We start from the raw sequence: 24,613 nt of genomic DNA on the forward strand, positions 1-24,613 counted from the left end.
CTGCTGAGTCTGTCATCGTCACTTGCTTTTGCTCCGCTTGGGCGCTGGCGGCAGGTGCTTGGTGGCGGCCTCGATCTTGGCCATCATCGCCGGCATTTCCTTCATCATGCGTGGCGCAAAGGACTGCATCGCCTGCATCATGTCAGGACCCATCATCAGCAACATCGAATCGCGGGCATAGGCGGTGCCGGTCGGGGTCGCGAAGAAGCGATCGAGATCGCCCAGTTCGGCAACGGTGAAGCGGCGGGCATAGGATCTGGTCAGCGCCTCGCGCACCTCGGGTTCGGCGTCGGTCATGATCCGCGACATCTCGTCCGCCATGACGCGCATCGAGATGCGCATCCGCTCTTCGAAATGGGGGTCGTCGGCGACCATCGCTTCACCCAGGGTCTTGCCCTTGAGCGCAGCGCCTTTTGCCTTGTCATCATCAGGCATGGTCGCGGCGATGTCGTCCATCTTCATGCCGTACAGGCCCGACATCATGTTGCCGACCGTCTGATCCATCGTGGTGCGCATCAGCCGTTCATAGGTGCCGAGCGGCCAGATGCGCTCGATCACCGGCCGTGCGGCGGCGAGCCGTGCGGCATCAGGGGGCCCGATTGGTGCAGGGGCTGACGTGCTGGGGGCGGGGACTGGGCCCGCCACCGGCGCCGTTTGAGCGGTCAGGGAGGCGGGTGTCGTCAATGCCAGCAGCAGCGCGAATTTCGGTGCGCCGGTCATGCCGCTTTCCGCTCACCCGCGGCCTTGGCCTTCAGCCATTTGTGCATCGCTGCCGACACATCGCGCCCGTCGCGGATCGCCCACACGACAAGGCTTGCGCCGCGCACAATGTCGCCGGCCGCGAACACGCCGTCGAGGCTGGTCATCAGCGTCTTGTTATCGACCAGCACCGTGCCCCAGCGCGTGACGCCGAGCTCGGGAGCGCCGAACAGATGCGGCAGATCCTCGGCATCGAAGCCAAGCGCCTTGATCACCAGATCGGCGGGCACGTCGAAGCCGCCATCGGGATCGACCTCGGGTGCGCGACGGCCGCTCGCATCGGGAGCGCCGAGCCGCACCCGGCTGGCCTTCACGCCGGTCACCCGATCGCCCGAGAGGAACGCTTCGGGTGCGGAAAGCCAGACGAATTCGACGCCTTCCTCTTCGGCATTGGCCACTTCGCGTTGCGACCCCGGCATGTTGGCGCGGTCGCGGCGATAGAGGCACTTCACCGATGCGGCGCCCTGGCGCACCGCAGTGCGCACGCAATCCATCGCGGTGTCGCCGCCACCGATCACCACGACATGCTTGCCCGCCGCATCGAGCGATCCGTCGTCGAAAGCGGGCACGGCATCGCCAAAGCCCTTGCGGTTCGACGCGGTGAGGAAGTCGAGCGCATCGACCACGCCCTCACTGCCGACGCCCGGCGCCTTGATCGCGCGCGGTTGATAGACGCCGGTCGCGATCAGTACGCTGTCGTGGCGCTGACGCAATTCGGTCATGCTCGCATCGCGGCCGACCTCGAAATTATCGTGAAAGACGATGCCGCCTTCCTTCAGCCGGTCGACGCGGCGCATGACGACATGCTTCTCCAGCTTGAAACCGGGAATGCCATAGGTCAGCAATCCCCCGGCGCGGTCGTAGCGATCATAGACATGTACGTCATAGCCATGGCCGCGCAGATATTCCGCCGCGCTGAGCCCGGCCGGTCCGGCGCCGATGATACCGACCGATTGTCCGCGCGGGGCGCCGACCACAAGCGGCTCGACCCAGCCTTCCTCCCAGGCCGTGTCGGTGATGAACTTCTCGACCGATCCGATCGTCACCGCGCCGTGGCCGGAGAATTCGATCACGCAATTGCCTTCGCACAGCCGGTCCTGCGGGCAGATCCGGCCGCAGATCTCGGGCATGGTGGAGGTCGAATTGCTCAGCTCAAAGGCTTCGCGCAGCCGACCTTCGGCGGTCAGGCGAAGCCAGTCGGGGATATGATTGTGCAACGGGCAATGTACCGAACAATAAGGCACGCCGCATTGCGAGCAGCGCCCGGCCTGATCCTCGGCGGCGGGCGGCGCATAGCGGTCGGCGATCTCGCGGAAATCCTCCGCGCGCAGCATGGGCGCGCGCTTGCCGGGAAAGGCCTGCGGCGTTCCCACGAATTTCAGCATGGTTTCGGTCATTGGCCTCGCTCGGTTAACGAGGCGCGTCTTAGCCGCAGAAACAGGCAAAGTCACGGCAAAATCGACTTTTAGGTAAGTCTTGCTTACCTATTAAGGGGCTACATGGAGAAAGTGACTGTTTTCTGGTGCATTGGTCTGCTAATTTATGGCCGTATCGGTATTAATGCGCCAGCAGCGCGATCAAGGCGATGCTGCCGGCTATGATGCGATACCAGGCGAAGGGCGCAAAACCGTGCTTGCCGACGAAGCTGACGAACCAGCGAATCACTGCCAACGCGACCAGGAAAGACACCACGAAGCCGATCGCAATCGCAGTGAGATGGGCATTGCCCAGCTCGAATCGGCCCTTGTACAGCGCCAGTGTGGTGGCCCCCAGCATCGTCGGGATAGCGAGGAAGAAGCTGTATTCAGCCGCCGTCTCACGATCCACACCAAGAGTCAGTGCGCCCATGATGGTCGCGCCCGAGCGGCTGACGCCGGGAATCATCGACAGGCATTGCACCACGCCGATGACCAGCGCGGTGCGCCATGGCATATCCTCGACTGACCGGGTCTTGATGGTCTTGGCGAGCCGTTCGATCACCAGGATCAGCACACCGCCCACGATCAGGGCGATCGCCACCACCATCGGCCCGATCACCGGTGCCTCCAGTACGGCCTTGATCGATTTATAGGCGATCGCGCCGACCACGGCAGAGGGCAGGAAGCCGAGCAGCACGTTGCGCGTAAAACGGATCGCCGCCGGATCGCGTGCCAGCAACCCCTGCGCTACCTTCATGAACCGGCCCCAGAACAGGACCACGACCGCCAGAATCGCGCCAAGCTGAATGACGATGTCGAAAGTCGCATCGGCCTGGGGCAGGCCGAGCAACGCCCCGGCCAGGATGAGATGGCCGGTTGAAGACACGGGCAGGAACTCGGTCACCCCCTCGACGATGCCGAGCAGGATGATGATGATCAGGTCGTTCACGCGGGATACCCCTTTGGTGCGGCACCGGCCGCGATGTTCCTGTGATTCGGAAAGATATCAGGGCTTCAGGCGGCCTCGGCCCGGACGCCGAAGCGCCCCTGTCGACGATAGCGCACCAGCCAGCCCGGCGCGACAGCGGTCAATGGGGTCGGCTCGATGCCGAAAGCGGCCAGGCCGCTGCCCGTGGTGACGACATTGTCACGCAGCAGCATGCGCCATTGGTCGCGCGTGATCGGCGCGAGCGGCAGAAATCCCAAGGTGGCGATTGCCGCGCCGGCAAAGTCGGGCAGTTCGACGATCATCGGCTCACGGCCGATCGCGTCTGCGATCCAGTGGATCAGGCCACCCATGGTGATCATATCGGGCCCACCCAGTTCGAAAGTCTTGCCCGCAAAGCCTGCCGGTTTGGCCAGCGCACGTACCACTGCCTGAGCCGCATCTACGACATAGAGCGGCTGAAACTTCACGCCGGAGCGCATCACCGGCACCACCGGGGCGCTCGCGATCATGCCCGCGAAGCGATTGACGAACTGATCCTCGCGTCCGAACAACAGCGAGGGACGCAGGATCGTCGCGCCCGGAAAGGCAGTGCGTACCGCGGCTTCGCCTTCGGCTTTGGTGCGGCCATAGGCCGACGGCGAATCGGTATCCGCGCCCAGTGCCGAGACATGCACCAGCGCGCCGACACCTGCGGCCGCTGCCGCTTCGGCGACGTGGCGCGCGCCGCGGACCTGCACTGCGTCGAAATCGCCCGACAGGATACCGACCAGGTTGACCACGGCGTCCGATCCCTGGACCGCGCGGGCTACGCTTTCCGGCCGGGTCACGTCGATTGCGGCGAACTGTGTCTGGCCTAATCCACCCAGCGGTTTGAGGAACAACGCCTGGCGCGGTTCGCGCTGTGCGATTCGCACCCGCGCGCCGGCCGCAAGCAATTCCTGTGCGACATAGCGCCCCAGGAACCCGCCGCCGCCGATCAGCGTCACCAGTTTGCCGTTCATGCTCATAAAATTCTGCCCATATATGCCTTGGCGTACGCCGATCCCCTTGCCGCATCAGGAGGCATGTTGACAAGGCCGCCACCGCTCCCCTAGAGCCCCCCGCCTACCCCGTGCCCAGATGGCGGAATTGGTAGACGCACCAGCTTCAGGTGCTGGCGATCGCAAGGTCGTGGAGGTTCGAGTCCTCTTCTGGGCACCATTTGTTCTTCCGAGAACGTCCGAAAAACGGCAGATTTCTGCCGTTTTTTGTGCTATGCCCGTCCGGTCAAATCCGGGCTGATCCAGCACCAATCGGGAACAAACATGGTATCCTGCATGGTATCGGCGGCCCTCAATGGACGGGCCGATACCATGGGAAAACTGTTCGCTACGACTATCGCCAACGCCAAGCCGGCCGACCGGGACTACAAGCTTACCGACGGCTCAGGCCTTTATCTTCTCGTCAAGCCGAATGGCCGGAAGCTCTGGCGGCTCAACTACAGCCACCTCGGCAAGCAGCGCACGCTGTCGTTCGGCGCATGGCCGGATGTCGGGCTCGCCGACGCCCGCGCCCAGCGCGACGACGCGCGGCGGATGATCGCTGCAGGCCTAGATCCTTCGCACGAGAAGAAGCTGGCGACCGCGCGTGAAATGATTTCCGAGGAAAACAGCTTCAAGATCGTCGCGGAGGAATGGCTCGCGAAGAACGAGCGCGAGGACATGGCCGACGTCACGCTCGCCAAAATCCGCTGGCTGCTCGACAAGGCCTATCCCAAGCTCGGCAACCGTCCGATCGCCAAGATCACCGCGCAGGAAGTGCTGGCGGTGCTCCGTGCCGTCGAGGCAACGGGGCGCTACGAGAGTGCGCGCCGGATGCGCAGCGTGCTGAGCCGCGTGTTCCGCTACGCGATCGCCACCACCCGCGCGGAGACCGATCCGGCGCGGGATCTACGCGGCGCACTCACGGTACCGAAGGTAAAACACCTTGCCGCAATCACTACCGAGAAGGGTGCCGGCGAACTGATGCGGGCGATCGAAGGCTACACAGGCCATGCGATCACGCTCCATGCGCTGCGGCTTTCGGCGCATCTGTTCGTCCGCCCCGGCGAGCTGCGGCAGGCCGAATGGAGCGAGTTCGACTTCGACCGTTCGGTCTGGTCAATCCCGGCCGAGAAGATGAAGATGCGTCGGCCGCATCGCGTGCCGCTCTCGACCCAGGCCGTCGCGCTCTTCGAGGAACTGCACGAACTCACCGGCAACTGGCGCTATTGCTTCGCGTCCTTCCGTACGCCGCGACGGCCGATGTCGGAGAACACCGTCAACGCAGCGCTGCGCGTGCTCGGATTCAAGCAGGGTGAGATGACCGCGCACGGCTTCCGGGCAATGGCCGCGACGCTGCTCAACGAGTCGGGGCTGTTCAATCCCGATGCGATCGAGCGCCAGCTTGCACACATGGAGAACAACGGCGTGCGTCGTGCCTACACGCGCGGCGAATACTGGGAAGAGCGTGTCCGCATGATGCAGCACTGGTCGGACCACCTCGATCATCTGCGCGACGGCGCCAGGATCCTGAAGCCGAACTTCGGCGGGCGTAATGGCATCTGACTTCGATAGAGGCCGCGATGTCGGCTCATCGGTCGGGACGCATTTGCCCTGACGGGGCGGGATCCATTCGCGGGCGACCGGCGGATAGGACGATGTTATTCATTGCTCGTGACCGACATTGATCCCGACCCGGCCGGCTGCCCGACTTTCGATCTGAGCGATCTCGAGCCTGCGGAGCTTGACCAGCTTGCCAAGACCATCGGCGGTTCAGTTGTTTTGATCGTGCCCGTGCCAAGCATCGGGTCCAGCAACTCGCACATCGACATCTGTGATGACCTGATCGAGGCATCCTGGGTGGCCGAGTGCATCGCCACCGTAGCCGCGTCGGTGACCGCGCGGGAGGACTATGATCGAACGGCATATCGTACCCGCTACCTGCTCTCGGTGAAGGAGCCTCGGCCGGGGTTCGGGCTTGTCATTCGGAAATGCGCGACCCTCTTTGCCCGGGAGGACGAGGAATTCGGAGAGGGGGGTATCTATCGCTACGATGCCGTTCGCGGCGAGGTACTGGACTACGAGGATGAACTTCACCGACGAACATGCCGGGTCCCTGAAATTCTCGAATCCTACTACGCGAATCTTGTTGGTGGCGCCTATAGCGAGTTTCGATCCGAGGCGCCCGAGCGTTACGCCGACGACCTGGCCAGGCATCCCGAGCGCCGGGTCGAGTTCTGGAAGAGCGCTTTCAGCGGGCGGTTGGGTACGGCCTGCTATACCTCCTGCGACAGCTGGCTCATCCCGGCGGACATCGAGCCCGATACCCTTTTCGAGGCGACGCACCAGAAATACCGAACCGAGGAATTTCTAGAAGGGCAGATCCTGACGATCGCGAACGCCTCGTACGCGGTTGCCGACGGGGTGATGATGCACTTCCCGATGAGCCTGTATTTCAAGTCGCGGGTTTGCGCGAGCTTCGCCGTGCTGGAGCACGGCGAAAGCTGGCCATCCGAGTCGTTTGACTGGTCGGACGCCTCCTTCACGCATTCACCTTACTGGCACATGAGGCGTTCCGGCCTGCCGGAGATCATGCGGGCGCCCGATCCGCGCGACGCAGCCTGTCTCGTCGATTCAAACGGTTCGCTTGTCATCATCAACGATGGGAAGTTCCGCCATATTCTTTATGACACGAAGCTTCTTCCCCCGGGTGACGTGGCGAGCCTCCACTCCACGCTGATGGACACATCCGAACTCATCGCGACAGGCATGGGTGGTTCGCCTGCTGTCACCTGTGACTGGGCCACGCTGACCGACGAACTGTTCGAGCAGCTGTGCTACGACGTCATTCTGGCTCACCCGCGGTTCGACCCGGATACGATCAGGAAGCACGGCAAGTCCCGGTCCCGGGACGGCGGGCGAGACATCGAGGTATTCGACATGCCCCGCCACACGGGCGGCATCCGGCGAAAGTGGATTTTCCAGTGCAAGCTGGTGCGTGGCGGAGGGTCGCTGTCCGCAACGAAGGTGCTCGATATTGGCGATATGCTCGACCACTATGGCGTAGGCGGCTTTGGGGTCATGACTTCTGCACCGATCGACGCGACGCTCTATGACAAGCTTGATTCGGTATGCGACAGGCGCGGGGTTGAAAAGCTGACGTTCTCGGTGCTTGAGCTCGAGCGAGCGCTCGCCAGAAATCCGGTCCTGAAAGATCGGTACTTCGGCGCGGACGGGGTCGATCCGACGGCTGGAGCCAGTTCCTAGTCGCGATACGTCCCGCCGGTGACGCTTGCGATTTCCTCCAGAACGGAGCGTGGATCGCCGGCCAGCCGATCATGTGCTTCGATCCTGCGTTCAGCCCATGCAAGCCATTCCACCGTTTCGACGCCGCCGACCGCTTCACCATCGATGGGAAGGGCGTCGCGAAGCACTGCGAGGAAGGCTCTGGCAGCCTCTGCTTCCCGCCAGTTGCCGGCAAGCTCCAGCAGCTTGCGAAACCGCGCCTTGTCGAGCCTGCGCTCTTCCTCGCGTCGGTACCGTTCTCGCTCGGCCTCCTGGTGCCGGCGCTTGTCGTCCTCGCGCTGCCGGCGCACGGCCTCAAGCGCCGGAAAGGCGGCCAGGATGCCGTCCACGACTTCGCCGAGCCGCTCCTCTATTCTACCCTGCCTGGAATCCTCCCATTCAGGACGCCCACCCGGCATCCAGGTCTTGATTTCGAACACCAGGCTGTCCGTTTCATAGAGTTCGTACCTCCAGTCCTGCGCACCGGGTTCGCGCCAGCGAAGCTCCCGGGCATCCAGCGGGCGCTTTCCCCGCTTCATGCGATATCGGAGCTGGAACTCGATCTGCTCCGCGCCCTGCAACATGAGCAGGGCAAACCGCTCGCCCTTCCTGACGGTAACGCCACGAGCTTCGACGGCCTTGAAGATCGCGTCCGCCACGAGCAGTCGCCTGCGGTCAGCCGGCGTCAACGGCACGGGCGTGACGAGGCGCTTCAGCCGGTGATCATAGACGGTATCCCTTGCCCTGACCTCCTTCTCGCGTATTGCGATCCATTCCGCGACAAGCGGATGGGGACGGGTCACGCGTTCGCCAATCCCCGGAGCTTTCTCGGGTTTGACCTGCGCGTCCGTTTCTGACGCAAGGGCCTTCGGAGGCCGTGGCGGCTTCCGGACGATCTCGATGCAGTCGGGAATCCCGCTTCGCGCCGGTTCCAGCGCATGGACCTTCACCGGCATGCCGAGCTCCACCCGCGTCCAATGGCCATTGTCGGGCCGCGCGATATTGTGTTGGCCCCAGAGCCTGCTGAGCTCGGTCCCGGTCGTACCCAGCTGTTCGGCGACCTTCTTCAGGGGTGCCGCCCAGATGAGCGCATACAGTTCCTCGCGGGAGATCGTGATTGTGGCGTGCGCCCCCGGATTCCCGCTCAAGGCTTCCCTCCTGCCGAGACGATCAGGTCCAAGATCAAGGCGAGAATCTCCCTAGGTATCGATTGCGAGCGGCACAATCGCCCGCCTGAGTGACAATCCTGGGAGCGAAATCGGTAATGACAAATTCGTCCACGGCAGGCCTATGCGCCGATCAGCTTCTTCAGGCTGCGATAGGGAATGAAGGTGGATCGGCCGATCTTGACCGTTTCTACCTGACCGGACTTGATCAACTCGTAGAGCGTCGACCGGCCGATACCGGTGAGTTTCACCGCAGTCGCGACGCGCACGCTGATCGGCTCTGCCGGCAACTCCTGCTGCGAAGCGAGCGCTTCCTCGGCGAGGTGCTTCCGCTCTTCGATGCCTGATCCTCGCATCACACCGTCCTTTCGGCCAGCCAGCCTTCGATATCGCCCTGCCGCCGAGCAAGGTCGAGCGGTGGCAGCGCAGACGCAAACCGCGAAACGCCGGAGCCGTCGAAGCTGTCGATCCCGGCCGCGGCGCAAAGGCGAATGCGTCGCGCGCTGTTGACACGTCCGACATGGCAGATCGCGCCGCGATGATGGGCGAGGCGCGCCCATCGCGCCATTGTCGCCAGCTTCCAGACCGTGTCCCCGCCAACGAAGATTCCCGTCCGCGGACCAATCAGGTCGCGAATGTGCCCGGGATTCATGCCGTTCTGAACCGGGATCAGGAGGGTCTTGCCGGACAGGGTCTGGCGACGCCGGAGTCTTTCAAGCCAAGCCCGCGAGAACCTCAGCGAGGCGATACCGCCCATGACAATGTCCGGCACGACGATCCAGTCGGCATCCTGTCCTACCAGCGCAACAGCCTTCTCGAACGCCGCCTCATGAAACCGCTCGCCGCGCTGGAACGAGGTCCATGCGCCATTGTCGAGCGCGTAGCGGAATCCTTCGGTACGGAGCACCCCGCGCGCGGACAGCATGAGCCGCCATCCGGCACTGCGAAGTGCGTCGAGGTTACGGCGGGTGCCCGTTCGCGAGGCGTAGGCGATCATCATCGGCGGAGATCGATCATTCCGCCTGTCCCCGCCGCGCTCGCGTGAATGCCCGATCGCTTTCAAGGAAGCTCGCGAGCATCGTCGGGATGAGTTCCGTCACCGGCTCCTCCCGAGCATAGGTCTCGGCATAGAGCGCGGCATAGTCCGCGAGCGCCTGGTGCAGGTCAGGCGTTACGAGGATCGTGAGCTTGACCGGATTGCGGTCCGGCAGCCTGGCGAGCTTCAGGTCGACCATCATCGACTCCTATTCGCGCCAGGGCGCGAGGATCAGATCCTTGTGAACAACCAGCCGGACCGGAGCGCCCGGCCGGATCGTGATCGTCGGCTGGATGTTCAGGTTGCGCATCGTAATCTGGTCGCCGGCACGCGACACATTGTCCTGCGTCGAGCGGCGCATTGCCTCGATCAGATCGGTGTCGCCGGTGAAGGCCAGCTCGGATCCCATGCCCAGCAGGGTCGAGAGCGCCACGCCCCTGACCAGCTGCCAGGTGTGCATGTCGACCTTGTCTTCAAGGCCCGCATAGCCGGAAGGGTCTGTCGCCGGTACATTGTCGATCCTCAGCGAACTGCCGTCAGGCATGATGATCCGCTGCCAGACGATCAACGCCCGCTTCTGGCCGAACGCCACCACGCTGTCATAGCTGCCAATCAGCCGCGCGCTCTGCGGGATCAGGATGATGCGACCAGTCGGGCTATCATAGACCCGCTCCGAGATCTGCGCAGTCACGAGTCCGGGAAGATCCGAGCGCAATCCGGTGATCAAGCTCGCAGAGATGACGCTGCCGGCCGTCAGCACATAAGGCGACGGCGCAGCGGTCAGCGCATGCGGATTGGTGTCGCCCTTCGGATCGAGTGCCGCGACAAATTCCGCCTTGCGTCCCTGGGCATTCGGATCGTTGGACTGATCGAGCGTAATCTTGGCCGGGCTCGCCGGCGTCGCCGTCGCGATCGCTGGGATCGTCTGCTCCGTGACCGCTGCGCCGCCCTGCGCCCGCGAAACCAGCAGCCCCGATTCCCGCGCGGCCTTGCGCTCACTGAGCACGCGTTCACGCTCGGCGGCGGCGGCCTGCGCTGCCGGATCGGTGCCCGGCGTTGGCGCCTGGGTTTCCATCGCGAGCTGGCGCTGCCGCTCAAGGATCGGCCGCCCGAGATCGCCCGGCAGCGGCGGGCCGAGTTTGGGCACATCGCCATAACCTACGGGTAGCCCGTTCAGCGCATCGGTCGCGGGCTTGGCGGGCTGCGACAGCGCCTCCTCCTGCGCGACCTGCCGGAACACGGCGGGCTTCAGCGCCATCCAGGTGACCGCGATCAAGCTGACCGAGCCGACCGCCGAGATCGCGACGATCACCCCGCGCCGGAACCGGATCGCGCGTCGCGGCCGCGCGCGGATCGCCAGCGTCTCCGGATTGACCTTGGGCGGGACGGAGGGAGTAGCGTCAGTCACGACTTCCTCCGCTTGGCCTGAGCTCCATCGACGCGCGTGATCCGCACCACGTCCTGATGCTTGAGCCCGAGCCGCAGCTCGGCGACATCGAAGATTCGGTCGACGACATAGAAGCGCCCTTGCAGCCGATAGTTGACCAACTGCGCCTCGCCCTTACGGTCGACCAGGAACAAAGGCGGCGCCTCTCCGACGGCCAAGCTCGCCGGAAACTCGACATAGGTCTGCCGCCCGTCGTCGAACGCGCGTAGCGGACGCCAAGCGGGACGGTCGCCCGAGATCGCATAATTGAAATGCAGCTGCTCTGGCGCGACTCCGGTCGCGACCGGAGTCGCCGCTTGCCGTTCCTCGACGACGCGCTTCAACGCCAGGAGCGCGTCCTGTGGATAGGTCCAGGACAGCGGAACAGAAGCTGCCGGTCGCCGACACCGGGCCGCGCGGTTCTGTGCCAGCAAGAGGATGGAATGATCGGCGTCGAGTTTCCGAATATCGATCGCGACGCCCCCGTCCTCACCGAAATTCCACAAGCCCGGGCCTGGTCGCAAATGCCTTGGAGTGAGCGGCGACCTCGGCGGCGAGTGTCTCTCTCAGTCGATAGAGGGGCGTCCGCCGGCTCACGCTTGCCAGCGGGGCACTGAACGGCATCCGGAGGTTGATGACCAGCGCGACGCGCTCCCCGTTCCGCCACAGGGGCGGTGTCTGGAACAGCCACTCGCTCTTGGCTGGCGTGTCGCGAAACTTGTTGCCCTCTCCCAGCTTCGTGAGCCCCAGCATCGATTCCGGCACCTCGAGCGCGACATGGCCTTCGAAGACCCTCAGCTTGAGGTTGGCATAGTCACAGTCGGCACCCAGCCGAACGAGCCGCCAGCGGCAGGCCGCAGCAAAAGCCTCCTTCGAGATTGCGCCTTCGAATGCGTTGCCCCTCAGTGGCGCGAACTCGCCCGAGGCGAGCACATCCTCGATCGACTCGCCCAGCTGTGGGATCACGAAACGCCGCAGTTCGGTCAGCGGAAACGAGTAGACGACGCCGGGTGATGCCGGGACGCCGCCCTCGACCGACGCCAGGTGAAAATAGCTGTTCAGCTTGGCCTGCTGCTGTGCATCGAGCTCGGCCGGATGCGCCGCGGCGATCAGCGCCGACCAGGTCTTCTCGGTGTCTGCGTCCGGGGCAGCATTGTCGATGCGGTCGGAGAGCACGCCGCTCATTCCTGCCGTGAATGCCCGAAACGGTGCGGCCCTGGCGGAACTGACGCCATGTGCGGCCTTTGCCACCGCATTGACGGTCTGGACGACGGAGGCCCCCGCCGCCTTTCCGTTCTCGCCGGAGAGCGCGATCATTTCGAAGACCGTCCGATCAGCTGCCTTGAAGACAGCACTTTCCCAATCGAGAAGCATGGCCAGTCCGGGAAGCTCGTTTCCGAGATTCCGCAGTCTTTCGGCCAGGGCAGGTGCGTCTTCCAGATACTCGGCCTTGGAGAGGCTGAAATCCGCACAGGGCAGCAGCGCCGCATCAAGGTTGTTTTCGAGAAACTCGATGAGATTGCCGTGGCTCTGCGGACTGTCGGTCCATGTCACCAGAGCATACGGACCATTCTCGGGCTTGATGAGCTTCCGGATGATCGCAACGATCGGCTGGAAGGTTCTGGCCCCTTCGTTCGCCGCTCCGCCGGGCATCAGATTGATGTCCATGAAAAGGATACGCACACCGGTCGGAAGCGGACCCGCTCTCGAAAGCGCCAGCGTGTATTCGAAGCCGACGCAGAAACCGCCGAGCTTCTCGAACCCCTGCTCAAGTATGGTCAGGTGTTCGACATTGTCATCGACTGCTACAACCTTCGGACCGACGATCATCAGGCCCATTCCCCCGACCAAATACCAGGGCGGTTCTGGCACCATCGTACACTCGGGGCAAATCCACGTCCTCGCGCGACGGAAATGCTATGTGTCCCCCGCATGCTTCCATGACGAGGCGCGTATAATACATGCCTATTCCCATGCCATCGACCTTCAGGGTGATGAAGGGCTGCATGACATCTTCCGGAGCGAGCTGGTAGCCGGGGCCATTGTCGGCGACCAGAAGCGCCGGACCCTCGTCGAAGTCTTTCGACGTCGTGATGATGATCGCACGCTGTTTCCTCGGGGACTCGCGCGGCCACTTCTGGTCAAGCCAGTAGATCGAGTTGTCGATCATGTTCGTGATGGCTCCCATCACGATATTCCGCGGAGCGCGGATCGTGAAATCGGGCGCCTCTCCGGTCAGAATGGGCGTGGAGAGAATTATCCGATGACGATCGAAGCGATCCGCATTCAGCTGACAGACCATCCGCACGATGTCGGACATCTTCAGAAGAGCCTCGGGAGACTTGCGGAAGAAGGTGCTGAAGCTGTCCAGCAGTTCGATCAGCGCGTGTGAGCGCTGCTCGAGCCGATCGATGGGCTCGCCCTTCCTGATGGCCGAGTAGAGCGCGCGCACCCCGTGATCGACTTCGTGGAAGAGCGTGGCCACATGCATCTGGCTGGCGCCCGGCCGCAGGAAGGTCTCCTGCATTTCCTTCACCCGGCTCCCGACCTTGTCGACGAGCTTCAGCATGTCAGGGCCGAGCCTGCGCCGCTCGACTTCCTGGCGGAGTTCGGCAAGCGCGTGGTCGGGACTGATGCGGGATTCCCGCGCCACCCCGCCGACGACGCGGCGCATGCGCGCCTTGTCCACGGTCCGCCGCGCCTCGAGCTGGCCCAGCGCGGCAAGCACGATCGCCCGGAGACGATGGAAGGCGTCATTCCGGTCGAACCCGTCGCGGCTTGTCTTCTCGTGAAGGTCGCTGCTCGACTCCATGTCGAGGCTGACTAGGCCGACGATATTGTTGTTGCTGATTGCCTTTGTCGGCTCGTTCACCCGGCGCAGATCCAGTCCGAGCCAGTCGTCGCCGGGCTCGCCGTAGCTGTAGACCCTGATGTCGTCGCGGTAGACCCTGATGCCACCATTCTCCTCGAGGAAGTCGTTGACCTGCTTCGACTCTCGAATGAAGGGGGCGACGATCTTGTCCTGATCGAAGACGTAGAACGTACCGCTGACCGGGCCGATCCCCTGCGTGAACTCCACTGGCACGGTACGCGGCAACGGTTTCTGACCGTAGAAGAATTCCTCCGCGAGGCGCCGGGGCAGTGCGAGCGATTCTCCCTTCGCGCTGGCCGAAGCACCCTTCACCCGCATCCCTGGCGGAGGCCGGAATGAATAGTCCCATTCGAATCCATCTTCGTTGAAGGTGAATTCGAAACGCCAGATTGCGCTTTCGAGAATGTCTCCGACATCGAGCAGACCTGCCAGCCACGGCTTGCGGTCAGGCGCCTTCAGACTGACGTCGAAATCGTCGGCGGTGGCGAACGGCGAGGAAATCGAGGTGACGTTGCGCCACAGCCTGCGAACCTCGCCTCGGGTCCAGGAGGTCTTGAGGTCGGTGATCTCGATGCGCGTTCCGGTCTCGCCGGCCTTGAAATGCTCGCTCTCGGTTTCGAAGATCGCGATCTCGGTCTCGTCCATGTAGCGTCGTTCGATCTGCTCGGACCAGTTTATCCGTACGTGCAGCTCGGATTCGCCTGCCGCCCTTGTCCACAGGGCGATATGCTCGCCCAGCTTGTGGGAAGCGAAGCGACCGACACCCTTCTCTCCGAGCGGAAGACGCCCGAACCGCGGACTGCGGACGCGCGCCTCCCGCTGCTGGCTGCGAAAGTCGGCGCCGGGTTCGAGCCAGACCCCCGTCAGAATCTCGGGAGTCATGCCGGAGCCGTCGTCGATGACCGTGATGCTGCCGGTCGTATCGTCCGGATGCTTCAATCGAACCGTGACCGAATTCGCATCCGCGTCGTACGAATTCTTGACGAGCTCGAATACGGCAAGTCGGGCATTGTCTATCAACTGTTCTCCCAGAAGGGAGAGCAGTCGTGCCCGCGGGCGGAACGCCTTCCTGATCGGTTCCTTTGCCATTGTCCTCCCGCGCTCCCGACCGGAGCTTTTGACGAGCCTACAGCTACGCTCCGGCCGTGGCCAGACGTCGAAGACTTCGGCGTTTCAGTTCTTCGGATCCAGGTTATCGGCCGGGCGGACGAGAGGGCTCTCGAATTCGGGCTCACCTGCATCCAGCCAGTCGATCAGCCTGCCGATACTGTCGGCCTGCCATGGACGCCGCAGCGAACATTCCCACATTACCGCCACGCGCCAGTCGAGATCGCGAAGCGCAAGCTTCTGGGCGGCATCCCGAGCGACATTCGCGTCGAACTTCTTCTGCCAGAATTCGGCATTCGAACCCGGGGTCGAGCACCAGTGGCATCCGTCATGGCGATGCCAGAAGCAGCCATGCACGAGCACGACTGCCCGGCGCGCCGGCAGGACGATGTCCGGCCTGCCCGGCAGTCGCCCGTCGTGCAGGCGAAAGCGACGCCCACTTCGATGAAGCGCGCTGCGAAGCGTCAGCTCCGGGCGCGTGTTCCGCCCGCGGATCCCGGCCATCATGCGCGAGCGTGTTGCAGGATCGACTATATCCACCATCGACCTTTTCCAGTCATTTCGCTGCGCAGTCAGCCTGTCATTTCGCCGTGGAGGTGGTAATCATCGATCTTTTGCCCGACACTTCGAAAGCGTGTGATTCTTGCCAACATATTCGGTCGTCGATATTTTTGCAGGCCCTGGCGGACTCGCCGAAGGATTTTCCAGCGTCCCGGGGGTCGGCGGCACGCCTGCCTTCAAGATCGCGCTCTCGATCGAGAAGGAGCCCGCCGCCCACTCGACACTGCGACTGCGCAGCTTCGCGCGTCAGTTCGGCGAAACCCTCCCTGCGAGCTACTACAAGCTGATCAACCAGGGCGGGGCGGAACCCGACTGGGCAGTGCTGTATCCCGACGAGTGGAAAGCCGCGGAGGAAGAGGCATGGAAGCTCGAGCTCGGCAAGGAAGACCCTGAGGACAAGCTGAATCCCCGGCTCGATGCTATTCGCGAAGCAGCAAACGGCAACGTGATTCTCATCGGTGGACCGCCCTGTCAGGCCTATTCGCTGGTCGGTCGTGCCCGTAACCAGGGTATCAAGGACTACAAGGCGGAGGAGGACCAGAAACACTTCCTCTACAAGGAATACATCCGGATCCTTGATCGCCTCCAGCCCGCGGCGTTTGTCATGGAGAACGTCAAGGGCATGCTGTCGTCCTCCATCGACGGCGGCAAGAACCGTATCTTCGATCAGGTGCTGCGGGATCTCCGAGGTGAAGATCCGCTGGGCGAGCGGCCCGCAGCGACGCCCTATCGCCTGATCGCGCTCGATCCCCGATCGCGCCGTCAGTTCGACTTCACGCGGTTCGAGCCTCGCGCTCACGACTTCGTTGTCCGAACGGAGGATTTCGGCGTGCCCCAGGCCCGACACCGCGTGATCGTGGTCGGTCTCAGAGCGGATATTGCAGCTGATCTGCCCGACACCGTGCTTGCCGATCTGATGGTCCGGCACAATCTGACCGCGACGGTTGGCAATGTGCTGGAGGGAATGCCGAAGCTGCGCAGCGGCCTCAGCCGTGGCCTCGACAGCCCCGAGGAGTGGAAGCGGACCGTAACGAACGCGATGGTCTTCGTCGCCGGCATGGAAACAGGGCTCCCCGATAAACTGCACAAGGCCTTCGCGAAGAGAGCGAAGGAATGTCTCGTGCAGTTTCGAAGACTGAACGATCTGCCCGACCGGGAAGCGCACGGCATCGGCATCTCGGAGGATTGTCCGGCGGATCTTCGCGACTGGCTGACGGATCCGGAGCTGGAGACGCTGCCCAATCACGCCTCCCGGGGCCATATGGCGAGCGATCTGGCGCGCTACTTCTTTGCGGCCGTGTTCGCCGAGATCGTCGAGCGTTCGCCGAAGGCCTCCGACTTTCCGGAGGAACTCGCACCCCAGCATGAGAACTGGGATACGGGCAAGTTCGCCGACCGATTCCGGGTGCAGCTGTCCGGGGGACCATCCACGACCGTCACGAGCCACATCTCGAAGGACGGGCACTATTTCATCCACCCGGATCCGATGCAGTGCCGCAGCCTGTCGGTTCGCGAGGCCGCGCGCCTTCAGACCTTCCCCGACAACTATCTCTTCAAGGGCAACCGGACCGAGCAGTACGTTCAGGTGGGGAATGCCGTACCTCCGCTGCTGGCCCGCTGGATCGGAGAGGCACTGTTCACGATCCTGACGGCCGAGCGGATCGTCGGGGAAGCAGAGCCCGCCGACGCCGAGGCAGTCCATGTCGACTGACTATGACATCGCGAACCCGGGCGCGGCCGAATTGTTCGAGTCGCTTCGCGCATTCGGATACGATCTGCCGACGGCGCTGGCCGACATCATCGACAACAGCATCACTGCCGAAGCCAAGAACATCTGGATCGACATGCAGTGGGACGGGCGGGCTTCCCGGATTCTGATCCGGGACGATGGCAAGGGCATGACCGAAGATGCGCTTCGGCAGGCGATGAAGCCCGGTAGCCTGAGTCCGCTGGCGGACCGGGCAGCGAACGATCTCGGCCGCTTCGGGCTGGGCATGAAGACCGCGTCCATCTCGCAGTGCCGATGCCTCACCGTTCTGTCCAAGACCGCGAAGTCGGAGCCGGCGCTTCGGCGCTGGGACCTGGACTATATCGCCGGCACCGGAACAGGTGAGTGGCGCCTGCTCAGAAGCATGGACCTGCTGTCGTCCGCCGATCGCGCACTGCTCGCTGCGCAGAAAAGCGGAACCATCCTCTTCTGGGATCGCCTGGACGTGCTGGTGGGCGGCGCGGATGTCGATGACGAGGTGGCCCAGAAGCACTTCAGAGAACGTGCAGAGGCAGCGAAGCGGCATCTTGCGATGGTGTTCCACCGCTTTCTGAAGGGACGCGGCGCGATCACCCTTCATATGAACGGCCGCGCGCTCGAACCGTGGGATCCGTTTCTCGAGGATGTGCAGTTCACGGAGCCGCTTTCCGGCGAGACCCTGATCGCCGACGGGCAACGCGCGGAGATCAAGCCGTTCATTCTGCCCCATCACAGCCGGATCAGCCCCGAACAGCATCAGACCGCCGCAGGGCCGAAGGGCTGGAACGCGCATCAAGGCTTCTACATCTACCGCAACCGGCGGCTTCTGGTCGCAGGCGACTGGCTCGGCCTGGGAATGCAGAAGGAGGAGCATTTCAAGCTCGCGCGCATTCGCATCGACCTTCCGAATTCGGCTGACCTGCTGTGGCAGATCGACGTGAAGAAGTCGCGCGCTCGTCCTCCGGCAGCCCTGCGGCAGGATCTGCTGCGGATCGCCAGAGCCGCGCGCAATCGGGCGTCGAGCATCTACCGTCATCGCGGCAAGGTCATTCAGCGCCAGCTGGGGGACAAGGAGGCATTTCTCTGGACGCATCTGACGAAACACGGGAAGTCGTTTTACAAGATCAATCGGGATCACCCTCTCGTCCGGAAGGTGCTCGAGGCAGCCGACGACCGGGCGCCACTGCGCGCGCTGTTCAGCCTGATCGAGCAGACCATTCCTGCGCCGCTGATCGTGATCAACAATGCCGAGACGCCGGATGCCTTCGGTCAGCCCTTCGAGGGGGCGGAGGCCGAACTCCGCAAGGCCATGGAAGCGGTCTTCGACGCGATGGTCGACGCAGGACGTGACCGGGTCGAGGCCGCGAGGGCGCTGCTCCTGATGGAGCCGTTCAACAATCATCCTGACGTTGTCACGGCGTTTCTGGAAGAAGTTGCCAGGAAAGCATCGCCAAAGGCGAAATGAGAGGAAGAGAAATGACCGGGGGATCGACGGAACAGCTGCTGCGCAGCGCCTATGGCGCGGCGAATGCGCTGCTCGAACTCGAAACGAGAATAACCCAGGAAGCCCTCGAACGCACCGTCGACACGATAGTCGCGATGCCGCCCTACAGCAACGTCGATCGGACACGACTGCTGCGCGAACTCGAGGCGAAGAACAACACGCTCGTCGGCGGCTACTCGATCATCGACGACAAGGAATTCGTCGCCTGGGTAAAGAACGCGCGGGAAAGTCGGCCATTCGCGTTCTGGGAGCGGTATCGCCACTGGATGGACCGCGGCAAGCGCTGGGCGACCGGTCCGCTGGTTCAGATGGACCGCATGACCGACGACATTCTGGATCGCCTCCGGAATCCGGAGACGCCCGGCAGCTGGGATCGTCGCGGCCTCGTGGTGGGCGATGTCCAGTCCGGCAAGACCTCGAACTACACGGCGCTGATCTGCAAGGCGGTCGATGCCGGCTTCCCTCTCGTGATCGTGCTCGCCGGGGTTCACAACAGCCTGAGAAGTCAGACGCAGCTTCGTCTCGACGAGGGGTTTCTCGGCTTTGACACACGGCTCAGCCTGCTCGCCGACGATCAGGAAAATCAGCGCGTCGGCGCGGGCAAGATGCCAAGCGCACCGTTCCTGGTTGCGCATTCTCTTACGAGCAGCGCGGATGGCGGAGACTTTAAGGCCGCAACTGCAAACGGCACGCGTCTGATCCCCGGCGGTCGCGACCCGATCATACTTGTCGTGAAGAAACGGGTCGGCATCCTCGAGAATCTGCTGGCCTGGGTCCAGTCGGTACGGGCGGTGGATGATCCGGGAACCCCCGGCGGCAAGATCGTACGCGACGTCCCCATGCTCGTCATCGACGACGAGGCGGACAATGCCTCGGCCAACACGAACGAATATCGCAACGATGACGGCACGATCGACGAGGATGCCGATCCGACTAAGACGAACCTGCTCATTCGGCGCCTTCTCGTCTCGTTCGAGAAGAGTGCCTATGTCGGCTATACGGCAACACCGTTCGCCAATGTGTTCATGCACCACGAGGCAACGCACAGGACCGGTGGGCCCGATCTGTTTCCGCGCAGCTTCATCATCAACCTTCCGTCGCCATCGAGCTATATCGGGCCCGAGAAGGTATTCGGCATCAGTCGCCCCGGCATCAATGGCGAGGCCGCGGGGTTGCCCATCATCCGACGCATCAAGGATGCCGAGGCGGTCTTTCCACCCGGACACAAGATGGACCTGCAGGTCCCGGACCTGCCCGCATCCCTGAAGGAAGCGATACTGGCCTTCCTGCTGGTCTGCGCAGCGCGCCGCGTTCGCGGTGATGTCGATGTCGACAATTCGATGCTCGTGCACGTCACGCGACTGGTAGCGGTGCAGGACAGGGTCGCAACGCGGATCGATGAACATCTGGTCGATATTGTCCGGCAGCTGGAGTTTCCGGGCACGGGCGGGAATGCCCTGGTGGAGCTCGAGAAGCTCTGGAAAACCGAGTTTGCTGCAAAGTCTGCTCAGCTGCGGGAGCAGCTGTCCGACCACGATCTGCCACCGGTCAAATGGAAGGATGTCAGGGATCAGCTCTTCGACGCCGCCAATCGCATCCGCGTTCGTCGCGTGAACGGATCTGCAAAGGACGCGCTCGACTATGCCGATCACCCGGGAGGGCTGTCGGTGATCGCGGTAGGTGGCGACAAGCTTTCGCGCGGACTTACCCTTGAAGGCCTGTCGGTCAGCTACTTCATCCGTACTACCAAGATGTACGACACCCTCATGCAGATGGGCCGCTGGTTCGGGTATCGGCCACGCTACGCCGACCTGTGCCGCCTCTATACCTCGCCCGTTCTGGTGCGCTGGTATCGCCATATCGCCACGGCGACTGCCGAACTCCGCGAGGAGTTCGATCTGGCCTTCAATACCGGTCAGACGCCCCTCCAGTTCGGCCACCGCGTTCGCACGCATCCCGATGGCCTGCTCATCACGGCTGCTAACAAGATGCGCGCCGGCACGCGCGTTCGGGCCGGGTTCTCCGGAACGATCTCGGAGACGGTCTCCTTCGAGGAAATGCAGGCGCAGACAAACTACAACGCCTTTGCCGCATTTCTTGGCAGCCTGCCGCCGCGCGCGGGCACCGGGCGGCAAGAATGGGATGATGTCGATGGAGGCGATATCGTTGCCCTGCTCCGTCAGCTCGAGACGTCCCGCGACTCCTGGAAGGCCAATGCCCGAGCTCTCGCCGAGTATGTCGCCAACCGGGTCTCGGCCGGGAGGCTTCGCAAGTGGACGGTCGTGCTGGCCGGCCAGGGCCGGTCGAAGGTTGCTCGCAAGGTCGGCCCCTATGAAGTCACGCTGACCGACCGCCAGACGCACATGCAGGGTGATGACGGGAAGATCACCATCGGACGGCTCGTCAGTCCCGCGGACGAGACTGTCGATCTCGACCGTGCCGCCCAGAAGCGGGCGATGGAGGAAACGCTCGAGGCATGGGAAAGGAAGCCGGACCCGAAGAAGGATCGGCCGCAGACGGCGAGCGGCCCGTTCATTCGCCGACAGCGAAGCCCTGATCGTGGCCTGCTGATCATCTATCCGATCGACGCAGGGCTGCCAGACAACCTTCCCCTGATGGGCTTCGCCATCAGCTTCCCCTTCGACTCGGAAGCGCCGCTGATCGACTATGCGGAGAACAGCGTGAAACAGCTCGAGAGCATCTTCGAGTGACGCCCGAGCGACTGCTGGACGCCTGGCGAAGCCTTGGCGAAGAGCCGGCCCAGGCGGCGGGGATTCAGCGTGTCCGCGTGGATACCGAGGCGGCCGCCGACATCTTCGCCTGCGTCTTCTGGCCGGGTGGCCGTCCCGGACTGCTGATCGAGGGTGACGGTGCGCATCGCCCGGCGGATGATCGGATCCCGACATGCCGAGGGGTCAGAACGGTTCACGAGATCGTCGCGGCTCCGCGCGAACGGACCGTCCTGCGCGTCATGCTCGAGGACGACCGGCTTCTCGACATCTTCGCGGTGCTGTCTGCCGATCTGGTAGAGGCTGCCATTGCGCCCGGCACGGTGGCCGCGGCGTTGCGTCGCTGCATCGATCGCTTGTGCATGTGGCAGGGGCTCTTCGAACGTGTACCTGCCGAGGGAATGTCGGAGGAAAGACAGCGCGGCATGCTCGGCGAGCTTCTGATCCTCGAAACGCTGTTTCTCGAGCACTTGGATCCGATCGTAGCCGTGACCTCCTGGGTCGGGCCGGACCCCGCACATCAGGACTTCATCCACGGTGGCACGGCGATCGAGGTGAAGACCAGTCTTGCCAAACGGCATGCGCGCATCGTCATCGCCAACGAGAAGCAGCTCGACGAACGGCCGCACCGGACACTGGTGCTGGCACACCTGCGGCTCGACGAAAGCGCGAGCCTCGGCGAAGCCCTCCCGACGGTTGTCGATCGCCTTCGCCACGCGCTTGCCGGGGACCCCGTCGCGTCGCGGATGTTCGATGACCGCCTGATGCTCGGAGGCTATCTCGATGTGCACGTCCCGCTGTATCTTCCCAATCGCTGGCGCGTATCCTCCGTCCGATTCTACCGCGTGCACGGAGACTTTCCGCGGCTGACCGAGAACAACCTGCCGCCCGGCGTCGGCGACATCCAGTATTCCATCATCGCGGACGATCTTGGGGCCTTCGAGATTTCGCAGGAGGAAACCGCCGTGCTTCTGGAGGCCGAGAATGGCTGAAATCGACGACCTGCGTGTCTATGCCGTCAACATCCTGCAGGACGTCATCGCGCGGGCCGATGCCGCAGAGGACGGGGCACTGCGAGCGGAAGCCTTTGCCGAACTGATGTTCGAGCACCTCGTCGATGCCGGCGAGATCGATGACGGCATTCCATGCGCTGTCGAGGGGCGCGGAATACGCTGCTCCGGTTACTTCCTCTCGGAAGACAACGACCGGCTTGATCTGTTTCTCGCGATTCCGCAGCTCGACGGGACCGCCTCGACCGTCCTCAAGGCGGATATCGATGCTGCCTTTCGACGCATCGGGACATATCTGGAGAAGGCGCTGACCGGCCTGCACAAGGAACGCGAGGAAGCGCTGACGGGCTACGACATGACGCGAGCGATCTGGGAGGCTCGCGACGACCTCAGTCACGTCCGCCTGTTCGTCATTACCGATGGCCTTGCCGGCATCGATCAGATCGAGAGCCGGATGGTGGGCTCGATCGAGGTTTCCAGCCATCTCTGGGATCTCCGGCGACTGCATCGCGCCGTGTCCTCCGGTTCGAACCGGGAGCCGATTCATGTCGATTTCCCGAAGCTCGGCGGCGCCGTTCGCTGCATCGTCGCGACCCCGCCGGGCGGCGGCTATCGCTGTCTCATGACGATGCTGCCCGGCAATCTGCTCGTCGAAATGTACCGGCAGCATGGCCCGCGCCTGCTCGAGCGCAACGTTCGCAGCTTTCTGCAGCTCAAGGGAAAGGTGAATCAGGGAATCCGCAAGACGATCATCGACGAGCCGCAGATGTTCCTTGCCTTCAACAACGGGCTTTCCGTCACGGCGAGCGGGCTCAGGATCGAGGACCATGGCGATGGTACGGCCGACCTGATCGCCGCGGACGACTTCCAGATCGTGAACGGCGGTCAGACGACGGGGTCGATCTTCCGTGCGTGGAGAAAGGACAAGGCGGATGCCAGCCTGCTCCAGGTTCCGGTCAAGATCACGGAGATACTGAGCGACGGCGATATCGAGGATATCGCGCCCCGCATTTCCCAGTCGGCGAACAACCAGAACAAGGTCAACATGGCTGACTTCTCGTCGAACCATCCGTTTCACAGGAAGATGCAGGAGCTTTCACGATCCATCTGGGCTCCACCCATCAGGGGAATGCAGCGGCAGTCCCGGTGGTTCTACGAACGTGCGCGTGGGCAGTATCATGATGCGCTTGCCGAAAACACGACCGAGGCCGAGCGGCGGAAGTGGGAACTGATTCATCCCCGCAATCAGCTCGTCACGAAGACCGATCTCGCAAAATACGAGCACAGCTGGTCGCAGCTCCCCCATATCGTCAGCCGTGGCGGCCAGAAGTGCTATCTCGATTTCATGGATGCGCTCGATCAGCGCGGCGCATACGAACCGGACGAACCCTATTTCGAGCGCGCCATCGCGCGCGCCATTCTCTTTCGGCAGACAGAGAAGATCGTCTCGCGGCAGAAGTTCGGCGGTTATCGTGCCAACATTGTAACCTATTCTCTCGCCTGGCTTTCCCATCACACGGCCAAGCGGATCGATCTCGAGGCGATCTGGTCCTCGCAGGAGCTGCCGCCCGCGCTGGCGGCATTCCTCGAGGTACTGAGCGTGCACGCCCATGCCCATGTGACCACGCCACCCGGCGGCCAGAACGTCACCGAGTGGTGCAAGAAGGAGGCGTGCTGGGAAGCATTCCGGGAAAGGGCCATCCCGATTCCGGAGGAGGTCGAAGCGGGTCTGGTATCGCGCGACCGTGCGCACGTTGCAGGGTCGAGCAGCGTTCTGGAAGAGCAGACCAGCGCCGCCGAGAGCGAACAGGTGGACCGCGTGGCAGCGGTGCCCGCACAGACCTGGTTCGATCTGGCAGCCTGGGCCAAGGATACCCAGACATTGCAACCCTGGGAGCGATCCCTGTCGTTCAGTCTGGGCCGGGTGGCAGGGTCCGGCAAGAAGCCGACCCGCAAGCAGGCGGCGCACGGCGAGAAGATCATCGCGCAGGCCCGGTCACTCGGATTCCGGGGGTAAGGCAGGTT

General features: G+C 63.4%; 19 protein-coding genes, 1 tRNA gene and 1 pseudogene. 8 read left to right on the plus strand and 13 right to left on the minus strand.

Going from position 1 to position 24,613, the window contains the following annotated elements; genetic code table 11:
- Nucleotides 1-18: 18 nt before the first annotated feature.
- From H3Z74_RS23920 to H3Z74_RS23935, 4 genes are all read right to left on the minus strand, one after another.
- Nucleotides 19-720 carry a DUF2059 domain-containing protein gene (locus H3Z74_RS23920; protein WP_187761944.1) on the minus strand — a complete coding sequence of 234 codons (702 nt, stop codon included), beginning with the start codon at nt 718-720 and terminating at the stop codon, nt 19-21.
- Complete coding sequence (locus H3Z74_RS23925; RefSeq protein WP_229726784.1) at nt 717-2,156, minus strand: NAD(P)-dependent oxidoreductase; 1,440 nt, start codon at nt 2,154-2,156, stop codon at nt 717-719. Before H3Z74_RS23925 ends, H3Z74_RS23920 begins: the two co-directional genes overlap by 4 nt.
- 160 nt (nt 2,157-2,316) lie before the next feature.
- The gene (locus tag H3Z74_RS23930; protein ID WP_187761945.1) at nt 2,317-3,126 is read right to left on the minus strand and encodes an undecaprenyl-diphosphate phosphatase; all 810 of its coding nucleotides are present in this window, start codon (nt 3,124-3,126) and stop codon (nt 2,317-2,319) included.
- 65 nt (nt 3,127-3,191) lie between these two features.
- A complete protein-coding gene (locus tag H3Z74_RS23935; RefSeq protein ID WP_187764517.1) occupies nt 3,192-4,127 on the minus strand; it encodes a complex I NDUFA9 subunit family protein in 936 nt (311 codons plus the stop codon).
- A gap of 112 nt (nt 4,128-4,239) precedes the next feature.
- Between H3Z74_RS23935 and H3Z74_RS23940 the strand changes: the two genes are divergently transcribed.
- The 3 genes from H3Z74_RS23940 to H3Z74_RS23950 all read left to right on the plus strand — a co-directional run bounded on the left by H3Z74_RS23940 (nt 4,240) and on the right by H3Z74_RS23950 (nt 7,412).
- A tRNA-Leu gene (locus tag H3Z74_RS23940) sits at nt 4,240-4,326 on the plus strand.
- A 152-nt stretch (nt 4,327-4,478) separates the two neighbouring features.
- Entirely contained in the window at nt 4,479-5,711 is a 1,233-nt protein-coding gene (locus tag H3Z74_RS23945) for a tyrosine-type recombinase/integrase (RefSeq protein ID WP_187761946.1), read from the plus strand.
- A 102-nt stretch (nt 5,712-5,813) separates the two neighbouring features.
- Nucleotides 5,814-7,412, plus strand: coding sequence for a hypothetical protein (locus H3Z74_RS23950; protein WP_187761947.1), 1,599 nt, complete (start codon nt 5,814-5,816; stop codon nt 7,410-7,412).
- Here H3Z74_RS23950 and H3Z74_RS23955 read toward each other — a convergent pair.
- The 9 genes and pseudogenes from H3Z74_RS23955 to H3Z74_RS23995 all read right to left on the minus strand — a co-directional run bounded on the left by H3Z74_RS23955 (nt 7,409) and on the right by H3Z74_RS23995 (nt 15,580).
- Complete coding sequence (locus H3Z74_RS23955) at nt 7,409-8,578, minus strand: hypothetical protein (protein ID WP_187761948.1); 1,170 nt, start codon at nt 8,576-8,578, stop codon at nt 7,409-7,411. The two genes, H3Z74_RS23950 and H3Z74_RS23955, sit on opposite strands and share 4 nt — an antisense overlap.
- Nucleotides 8,579-8,718: 140 nt before the next feature.
- The gene (locus H3Z74_RS23960; protein WP_187761949.1) at nt 8,719-8,952 is read right to left on the minus strand and encodes a helix-turn-helix domain-containing protein; all 234 of its coding nucleotides are present in this window, start codon (nt 8,950-8,952) and stop codon (nt 8,719-8,721) included.
- Nucleotides 8,952-9,593: a hypothetical protein gene (locus H3Z74_RS23965; protein ID WP_187761950.1), complete on the minus strand. Its 642-nt coding sequence runs from the start codon at nt 9,591-9,593 to the stop codon at nt 8,952-8,954. The genes H3Z74_RS23960 and H3Z74_RS23965 overlap by 1 nt, the downstream gene beginning before the upstream one ends.
- 16 nt (nt 9,594-9,609) lie before the next feature.
- Nucleotides 9,610-9,831 (minus strand): DUF2274 domain-containing protein, encoded by a 222-nt coding sequence (locus H3Z74_RS23970; protein ID WP_187761951.1) that lies wholly within the window; start codon nt 9,829-9,831, stop codon nt 9,610-9,612.
- A 9-nt stretch (nt 9,832-9,840) separates the two neighbouring features.
- A complete protein-coding gene (locus H3Z74_RS23975; protein ID WP_187761952.1) occupies nt 9,841-11,040 on the minus strand; it encodes a TraB/TrbI/VirB10 family type IV secretion system protein in 1,200 nt (399 codons plus the stop codon).
- Nucleotides 11,037-11,438 (minus strand): annotated as a pseudogene (locus H3Z74_RS23980) (TrbG/VirB9 family P-type conjugative transfer protein); the annotation flags it as partial. The pseudogene H3Z74_RS23980 and the gene H3Z74_RS23975, both read right to left, overlap by 4 nt.
- Before the next feature lie 109 nt (nt 11,439-11,547).
- Nucleotides 11,548-12,897, minus strand: a complete 1,350-nt coding sequence (locus H3Z74_RS23985; RefSeq protein WP_187761954.1) for a hypothetical protein — start codon at nt 12,895-12,897, stop codon at nt 11,548-11,550.
- Nucleotides 12,854-15,019: an ATP-binding protein gene (locus H3Z74_RS23990; RefSeq protein WP_187761955.1), complete on the minus strand. Its 2,166-nt coding sequence runs from the start codon at nt 15,017-15,019 to the stop codon at nt 12,854-12,856. Before H3Z74_RS23990 ends, H3Z74_RS23985 begins: the two co-directional genes overlap by 44 nt.
- 84 nt (nt 15,020-15,103) lie before the next feature.
- The gene (locus tag H3Z74_RS23995; protein WP_187761956.1) at nt 15,104-15,580 is read right to left on the minus strand and encodes a very short patch repair endonuclease; all 477 of its coding nucleotides are present in this window, start codon (nt 15,578-15,580) and stop codon (nt 15,104-15,106) included.
- Nucleotides 15,581-15,680: 100 nt separating this feature from the next.
- Between H3Z74_RS23995 and H3Z74_RS24000 the strand changes: the two genes are divergently transcribed.
- From H3Z74_RS24000 to H3Z74_RS24020, 5 genes are read left to right on the plus strand one after another with little or no spacing between them, the layout of a single operon-like run.
- On the plus strand, nt 15,681-17,309 hold the full coding sequence (locus H3Z74_RS24000; RefSeq protein ID WP_187761957.1) for a DNA cytosine methyltransferase: 1,629 nt from the start codon (nt 15,681-15,683) through the stop codon (nt 17,307-17,309).
- Entirely contained in the window at nt 17,299-18,810 is a 1,512-nt protein-coding gene (locus tag H3Z74_RS24005) for an ATP-binding protein (RefSeq protein ID WP_187761958.1), read from the plus strand. The genes H3Z74_RS24000 and H3Z74_RS24005 overlap by 11 nt, the downstream gene beginning before the upstream one ends.
- A gap of 11 nt (nt 18,811-18,821) precedes the next feature.
- Complete coding sequence (locus H3Z74_RS24010; RefSeq protein WP_187761959.1) at nt 18,822-21,560, plus strand: Z1 domain-containing protein; 2,739 nt, start codon at nt 18,822-18,824, stop codon at nt 21,558-21,560.
- On the plus strand, nt 21,557-22,570 hold the full coding sequence (locus H3Z74_RS24015; RefSeq protein WP_187761960.1) for a PD-(D/E)XK motif protein: 1,014 nt from the start codon (nt 21,557-21,559) through the stop codon (nt 22,568-22,570). The genes H3Z74_RS24010 and H3Z74_RS24015 overlap by 4 nt, the downstream gene beginning before the upstream one ends.
- On the plus strand, nt 22,563-24,605 hold the full coding sequence (locus H3Z74_RS24020) for an AIPR family protein (RefSeq protein WP_187761961.1): 2,043 nt from the start codon (nt 22,563-22,565) through the stop codon (nt 24,603-24,605). The genes H3Z74_RS24015 and H3Z74_RS24020 overlap by 8 nt, the downstream gene beginning before the upstream one ends.
- Nucleotides 24,606-24,613: the final 8 nt, after the last annotated feature.

Origin of the sequence: Sphingomonas alpina, assembly GCF_014490665.1 — a bacterium.
GTDB classification, from domain to species: Bacteria; Pseudomonadota; Alphaproteobacteria; order Sphingomonadales; family Sphingomonadaceae; genus Sphingomonas; species Sphingomonas alpina.